Genomic DNA, 7507 nt, shown 5'->3' with positions numbered 1-7507 from the left:
CGGCCGGCACGAGCCGCTTACTAGAAGGCAGTCGGCTTGGGTGGAAGATCTGCTGCGCGATGGTGCGCCGCGTCAAATGGTAAGCGCTATGAAAAATATAAAAATATGAAAAAATTCTCTGCATTGTTCAGAAAATTTCCTATGCTGATATCGGATCGGTTGACCCGTCTAGTACGGTGCCTGATTCAAAATAGAAGTGACAATTGGGAAGTATTTCGTTAATCGATATCAAGCGCAGCAGTGATCGCGAATTGAAGGATCTTTGATACGGCCTACCGCCGGTCGTGGCTTGGCGGCCAATAGATATGAGTCCAGCGGCTCGTATGAGGGCGACTTGTGCGCCTTTGCCCATGCATTTCGTACACGCACTGCTCGTACGAAGGATGGGCGGTAGATCATGAAAGCCGATCGGCTCTTGAACGGATACTCGAGGGGCGACATGAAAGGCAGATACGTGTGCATCGACAACATCAAGATCAACTTCGTGTACCGCACGATCGAGATCGATGGCAGATCAGTCGGTATTACATCGCGGGAATTCGACATTTTTGAGTTCCTTTTAGACAACATGAACAAGGTCGTGTCGCGCTGGGCGATTCAGAGGGCAGTGTGGGGGCGCGAGTTCGATGCGTCGTCGCGTACACTCGAAACTCATATTTCACGTATTCGGTCAAAGTTACGGCTGGACGAGGACAAGAACATGAGAATCCTTCCCGCCTATGCGATGGGTTACCGGCTCGTGCTGTTTGGTGCGGCGATGGTAACCGTTGCCCCTGAAGATGTAGTGCCCGCTACTCGCTCCTTGTCGGAACACACGATCGCTGGCATTGCAGCTGCTGACCGGACCGTGCCCGCACCCTGGGTCTCGATATAGATATTGTCGATTGGGAGGGGCACCAGAGTGAGCGCGTCGAGCGGGTCTGAGATGCCTATGCCGTGACGAAAGGTCGAGGGTATCGAAGCAGCCGGCTGCGGCACGATTGCTAAGTGCGCTCTAGCAGCGCTATCAATGCCTTCCCACCCCCAATCTGGACGTGTTCACGTGCCGACAAGCATTGCCGGATGCAGCTTGGCCGCCGCGTTGACGAAGGGCAAATTGGAAGCTAATCGTGAAACGAGGATCAGGGTTGAGCGATGTTCATACCATCGGTGCGAGCATCGGTGCAAATCCGCGATGCAGCTCGCTCTGGGGGGATGCTTGAGTGGCTCGGTTGTCTTACAGCGTGCGAGATTCTGGCTCGCCGGCACGCGATGCTGGAAATCCTGCGGTGGGAATCGGGACGATATTAGAGACGTCATTGCTGCGTCCGCGAATTGTCAGGAATGAAGGATTGCATAAAAATTGTTGAGATTGAGTAAAGAAGGGAAGCAATTCATTTAAAGTTGACTATGATGAGTTCAGTTCGGTAGCGTCGAAGTGGTCGGTGGTGCGTCGCATGCCGAAGATGGTGCGCGGATGTCCCATTATAAGAAGTTGGATAAATTTGGTCTCGTTTCATCTTATTCCTTAACCGAGGATTTTGGGCGATGGCGCGTCGTAGGGTGTGGCGATAGCTGTTCGCGCGTATGCGCGTCGCCTGCTCCTTGAATTTGCCCTATTGGAAAATGGCAAGGAATATTTTTTCCGACATCGCGTGGGAAATTTCCGCAGCAGCATGCGGCGCTGTTGCTTGTGTGTTTACCGTTCTGGTAATGGAGCGTTGGCCAGGCGAGAGTCAGAGCATTGTCGCTGTCGACAACCGAGTGACGCCGGCAGCGTATAGCATCGGTGCGCGTACGCAGTCTCCGCGACCAGCATTCGCCGTCGCGGCTTCGGTGCCGTCGGCGTCCTCCAGTTTCGGGAACGTCGACGTGCTCGCTATGCTGACAACGACGAAGGCGAAGGTTGTCCGGCGAGGCCCGGACCAGAGCAACTCGCTTGCCATTGCGGTGAGCCGCGCTCTTCAATATCCGACCTTCGGGGCGCTCGCACAACGACGGGATCCGGAAGGACAGTTCGAGGCTGCTGCTTGGGCCGTGGCGTGCACGCAGCATCACCTGAAGGACGATGCGCTCCGTTGCGGCGACGCACAATCGCGAGCCCCCGACTATGCGCTGAACCTGCTGCGCATAGCCGCGGGTGCTGGCCAGCCTGGCGCAGTGCTGGAGCTGGCTATCCGACATCCGATGCAATGGAACACGATCGCGCTGCCCGACGGCATGATGCTAGCGGATCACGTGTACGCTATGGCGGCCCACGGGGACATCGCTGCGCTCGAATTAATTAAGAGCGCGTGCAAAACCCCCGGCGCTTGCAGTGATCCAGTATTCACACGCAACGTGCTCACGTCGCTCGAGTTGCAGTTCGCGCGCAATGCGTTGCCGACAGCCTATGTTGGACAATTGGAGGGCCCGGACGCTGAACGTCAGCACGCCATCGAGCGGGCTACAGCTTTGCGTCGTTCTTTGCCTGCTCAATCATCGTGAGTTCACGTGGGTGCCCCGGAACAATAGCCTTGCTGTTGCCGTGCCGGTCTTTTCGTAGAGGAGCCGCACGTACCGGTGGCAGCTGACGGACGGCTCTTGAACAGACACTCGAGGGACGACATGAAGCACAGATTCCTTTACATCGACAACATCAAGATCGACTTCGTATTTCGCACGATAAAGATTGACGGCAAGGCAGTCTGCATGACGCCGTGCGCGTTCGACGTGCTTGAATGTTTGCTCGACAACAAGAACGAGATCGTGTCGCGCGGTGCGATTCAGACAGCAGTGTGGGGGCGCGACCTCGATGCGTCGTCACGTACGCTCGAAGTGCACATATCGCAAATTCGTTCAAAGCTGCGCTTGGACGAGGACAAGAACATGCGGATCATTCCGGCCTATGCGGTTGGCTATCGATTAGTGCTGCATGGCGAGGTGATGTGCAATATGGAACTCGATGATACAGGATCCGCTACTCGGCCCGCGTTACAACATACGATGACCGGGTAGTTCAATTGTTGAGATCGTTCTAAAGGGTAGTCCGGAACGAAGTGGTTACGCTCTAAATTGAGGGTAATGCTACTGGAGTGGGTTCAATGCCGTACGGTTGCAGTCGGTCGGTGTCGCTATACAGAGAGCGGCTGATCGAAAATGCTGCCGTCGCGTAACCGTCCGACCCCGACCGTATAGACGGCTGATAAAGGCGAAGCCATGCTTTCCCGGGGCACAAATGTGACTGTGTCCACAAAGGAATCATGGACAGAGTGACTGAATTCACCGAAATCAAAGGCGCCCGGAAGTATCGTCGGCGTACCGTGGACGAGAAGCGTCAGATCGTCGAAGAGGCGTTATCCAGTGGACGTTCGGTGGCGGAGATTGCGCGCAGTCACGACCTGAATGCGAATCAGCTGTTCGACTGGCGCAAGCAGTATCTGGATGGGCGCCTTGGCGTGAACGGTCGCGAATGCGCGCTGCTGCCAGTCACCGTGGATGAGGCCGGTGACAGCGGCGTGGCCGAACCGGCAGCATGTGTGCCTCCGGTATCGATGCCCGGCAAGATACGTATCCAGTTGCCACGAGGCGAGATACACGTTGAAGGGAGCGCCGACCCCGACACGCTGCGCGTGGTGATCCAGTGCCTGAGCCGATGATTGGTCCGCTCGCAAACACGCGCATCTGGGTTGCCGCCGGATTTACGGATATGCGCTGCGGCTTCGACGGCCTGGCCGCGAAGGTGCAGACCGTGCTGACGAAGGATCCATTCTCTGGCCACATCTTCGTGTTCAGGGGCAAACGTGGCGACCTCATCAAGTGCCTGTACTGGCGCGACGGCGGCCTGTGCCTGTTCGCCAAACGCCTGGAGCGCGGGCGCTTTGCGTGGCCTCGTGCTGACGGCGGTGTTGTTTCGCTGACCAGCGCTCAACTTGGCCTCCTCCTCGAAGGTTTTGACTGGCGACAGCCCGTCGATGCAGCGCGCCCCTCCAGCGCTTTGTAAACGTATGTGACAACGCAGGCATGGCGCAATGCACGCGCGTAAACTGCGTGCATGGCATCCAGCGACGCTTCCCTCCCGGACGATATCGAGGCCTTGAAGGCTCTCCTGATCGCGCGTGAGGCGGCGTTACGTGAGCACGAAGGCGAGCTCACGGATCTGCGTGACACTGTAACGATGCTCCGGCAGACACTCTCCGACCGGGCCCTCGAGATCGAGCACCTGAAGCTGTGGATCGCGAAGCTGCAGCGCATGCAGTTCGGGCGCAAGTCCGAGAAGATTGATCGTCAGATCGAGCAACTCGAATTGCGTCTGGAAGATCTGCAGGCTGACGATGGCGCGGCAACGATCGACGCACCAACAAGGCCTCGCTCTGAGACCGGCAAGTCGACAGGACGCAAGCCGCTTCCGCAACATCTACACCGCGAAGACGTTGTACATCCGCCCGAGGACGCGTGCTGTCCGCAATGCGGTGGCGCGCTTGGCGACCTCGGCGAGGACGTTTCCGAGCAACTCGACTATGTACCGGGGCATTGGCGAGTGATTCGTCACCGCCGACTCAAGAAGGCCTGTACTTGTTGCGACTGCATTGTGCAGGCGGCTGCACCCGATCGGCCAATCGATCGCGGCATGCCCGGACCCGGCTTGCTCGCACATGTTCTGGTCGCCAAATTCTGTGACCACCTTCCCCTGTACCGACAGTCAGTGATCTATGCGCGAGACGGCGTGGAACTCAGCCGTTCGACACTTGCGGACTGGGTCGGCCAGTGCAGTGCGTTGCTCCGGCCACTGGTAGATGTCGTTCGCCGATACGTGATGGCCGCCTCGAAGATCCATGCGGATGACACCCCGGTACCGGTGCTCGAGCCCGGCAATGGCAAGACCCGTACCGCACGTCTCTGGACATACGTCCGGGATGACCGGCCGGCGGGCTCCCAGGACGCGCCAGCGGTCTGGTTCGCATACAGTCCCACAAGGGCTGGAGAATATCCGCAGGCCCATCTGAAGGACTTCAGGGGAACGTTGCAGGCCGATGCGTTCGCGGGGTACAACGCGATCTACGAACGTGGTGATGTGCGGGAGGCTGCATGCATGGCGCACGCGCGTCGCAAATTCCACGATCTGTTCGTCGCGCGCAGAAACGAAGTCAACACTGAAGCGTTGCGCCGGATCGGCGAACTGTACGCAATTGAGGCCGCAATTCGAGGCAAGCCACCGGACGAACGAAGACGTGTCAGGCAGGAGCAGGCGCGGCCGCTACTCGATGCCTTCGAGATCTGGCTGCGCTCGACATTGGCTACGGTGTCGCAGAAAGGCGATAGCGCCAAAGCCATCAACTATGCTCTGAATCAGTGGGCAGCGCTCACGCTGTACATCGATGACGGTGCCGTGGAAATCGATAACAACGCAGCCGAACGCGCTTTACGTGCCGTCGCTCTCGGCAGAAAAAACTTCCTGCACTTCGGTTCCGACAGCGGCGGCGAACGTGGCGCCGCAATCTATACCCTGGTTGGCACCGCCAAACTGAACGGTCTTGATCCTGAGGCTTACCTGCGCCACGTCATCGCTCGCATCGCCGACCATCCTGTCAATCGCGTCGACGAACTGTTGCCATGGGTCGTCGCTGATCCGCTTCAGCACGACGCCACCTGAACTCAGCGCGCTGCGTTCAACTGTCCGATATCAACATGCTGTCAAGAACGGTCGTGGTCGGACGGTTACGCCGTCGCCGCAGGGCGCACTGGTACACATCGTATTCGTCGAGCAGGGCCTTCCACCGACCGCTCGACCGATATGTCAACAAGGACCTTCCGTTTACCCCGGCCATCACTGATGTATGCGTGGCAGGTACCGGTGGAGCGTAGCCTACGTTCCGCGCTGCCCTCACGCAAATTGAGACCCACATAAATACGGTCAATCTGCAACGGCGCTCCCCATACCTGTTTCCGCTGCCGGGCTGGATTCTGACCAGTACATATCTAGCGATCAAGAAAGGTCGTCAGACGAGCAGCCAGTGAACGGACACGGAATTGGAGGCAACATGGAGCGCAGAAATCTGTACGTCGACAACATCAAGATCGACTTGGAGCGTCGCACTATCGAGGTCGACGGAACGACGGCCGGCGTGACGTCGCATGAGTTCTACATCATCGAATGTCTGCTCGACAATGTGAACAAGATCGTGCCGCGGGCTACGATCCAGAAGGCTGCATGGGGATGTGAACTCGGCGCGTCATCGCGTGCACTCGATGCCCACATTTTTCGTATTCGAGCAAAGCTGCGGCTTGACGAGAACAAGAGCATGAAGATCATCGCAGCCTATGCTAGCGGCTACAGATTACTGTTAGATGATGCAGTGATGAGCGGCGCGAAGCTCGGTGGTCGAGAATCTATCACCCAGTCCGCCGCCGCTTGCCTCGTCAATTCGCGAGTCGATGGCACGTCAGGTACAGGCGGCCCAGCACGAATAGCGTGACGATCGCGCCATATTCTTGCCGGACCAAGCTGTTTGGATCCTCGGCTGATTTTATACTAGCCTCACAAGGCGATCGCCAGACACGAAAAATGCCACCCATGCGGGTGGCTAAACTCCTGAACGTGACGATCCCATGTCAAAAATCGTCAAGATCATTCTGCGGATGTTTCGCGCCAGCTGCTTTTAAAAATCGCTGACAACGCAATGGTGCTGTGACTACGGAAGGCCGACGTTGGGTTTCGCGACCGCTTCTTGAGCGGCTCCGTTCTCACGCTACATGGAGTTGCTTTAGCCCGCGGACCTGCTTTGCTCGTAAGGGTGTCGCGCCGGTCGTCTTGACAGGAGGGTGGTGTCACAGCAAGCGGATTTGAGAGGGTCGTTAGGCGTCTCCTCTCTGCGAGCGGGGCCGTCTCTTGTGCTGCGGTCGGAGCAGCAGTCGCACTTCCATATCAACGAGTCGGCGGTGGTCGATCATCGTGTCGAGGACGTCCCGCATGATGAGGAGCAACTGCTCTGCCTCGGGCCCATCTATCCCTTTTGCACGTTGACGTTGCAGCTGTGAGGCGAGCAGCGCGATGCGACACCGCGCTTCGTGCACATGGCGATTGGCGGTTGCAAGGACAAGCTCTTCATCTGACAGAGCGCTCATAGTTGCTCCCCGCGTCTACTAGCGCAGGGAAGCGCCAGGCGCGATACAAGGAATATAAGGGGCAGATTTCTGTCCCTCAGACGTCGGCGCGGCAGGACAGGAGCGAGGCGGGCTGGAGATCGGCGGCGACGCCGGCGCAAATGTATTGTAGGCGAAAGTCCGCCTGAGCCGGAGAGTCATCCATCAGGAGAGGCGAATCTGGTAAGCACCACGGCAACAATTCCTGGATTCGGTTGATTGGATGCTCGGCGATGCATCCGAGGACATGCCGCAGATGCGCCTCAGGCTCGACGCCGTTTAATTTGGCGGGGCCAACGAGACTGTAAATTGCGGCGGCACGTTCACCACCTGAGTCTGCTCCACAGAACAGATAGTTGCGCCTGTTATGCTGATCTGAGCATAAAGGGCGTTATGCGCACTTCGA

General features: G+C 57.8%; 7 protein-coding genes and 1 pseudogene. 7 read left to right on the top strand and 1 reads right to left on the bottom strand.

Annotated elements, in window-relative coordinates; translation table 11 throughout:
• The first annotated feature begins 439 nt into the window (after positions 1–439).
• From C7H84_RS35820 to C7H84_RS35790, 7 genes are all read left to right on the top strand, one after another.
• On the top strand, positions 440–874 hold the full coding sequence (locus C7H84_RS35820; RefSeq protein ID WP_121863188.1) for a winged helix-turn-helix domain-containing protein: 435 nt from the start codon (positions 440–442) through the stop codon (positions 872–874).
• A gap of 731 nt (positions 875–1605) precedes the next feature.
• Positions 1606–2466, top strand: a complete 861-nt coding sequence (locus C7H84_RS35815; RefSeq protein WP_205611506.1) for a hypothetical protein — start codon at positions 1606–1608, stop codon at positions 2464–2466.
• 120 nt (positions 2467–2586) lie between these two features.
• Positions 2587–2976, top strand: a complete 390-nt coding sequence (locus tag C7H84_RS35810) for a winged helix-turn-helix domain-containing protein (RefSeq protein ID WP_121863186.1) — start codon at positions 2587–2589, stop codon at positions 2974–2976.
• Positions 2977–3230: 254 nt separating this feature from the next.
• The gene (locus tag C7H84_RS35805; RefSeq protein ID WP_162999520.1) at positions 3231–3617 is read left to right on the top strand and encodes a transposase; all 387 of its coding nucleotides are present in this window, start codon (positions 3231–3233) and stop codon (positions 3615–3617) included.
• Positions 3614–3961 carry an IS66 family insertion sequence element accessory protein TnpB gene (gene tnpB / locus C7H84_RS35800; RefSeq protein ID WP_121863184.1) on the top strand — a complete coding sequence of 116 codons (348 nt, stop codon included), beginning with the start codon at positions 3614–3616 and terminating at the stop codon, positions 3959–3961. Before C7H84_RS35805 ends, tnpB begins: the two co-directional genes overlap by 4 nt.
• A 51-nt stretch (positions 3962–4012) precedes the next feature.
• Positions 4013–5611 (top strand): IS66 family transposase, encoded by a 1599-nt coding sequence (locus C7H84_RS35795; RefSeq protein ID WP_121863183.1) that lies wholly within the window; start codon positions 4013–4015, stop codon positions 5609–5611.
• Between the two features lie 388 nt (positions 5612–5999).
• Entirely contained in the window at positions 6000–6434 is a 435-nt protein-coding gene (locus C7H84_RS35790) for a winged helix-turn-helix domain-containing protein (RefSeq protein ID WP_121863182.1), read from the top strand.
• Positions 6435–7291: 857 nt separating this feature from the next.
• Here the strand turns inward: C7H84_RS35790 and C7H84_RS35785 are convergent.
• Positions 7292–7465: pseudogene (locus tag C7H84_RS35785) on the bottom strand (transposase domain-containing protein); the annotation flags it as partial.
• Positions 7466–7507: the final 42 nt, after the last annotated feature.

It is taken from the genome of Burkholderia sp. Nafp2/4-1b (genome assembly GCF_003635165.1).
In the GTDB taxonomy this organism is placed as follows: domain Bacteria; phylum Pseudomonadota; class Gammaproteobacteria; order Burkholderiales; family Burkholderiaceae; genus Burkholderia.
Note: the sequence above shows the minus strand (reverse complement) of the source record. Positions and strands in the feature narration are given on the sequence as shown.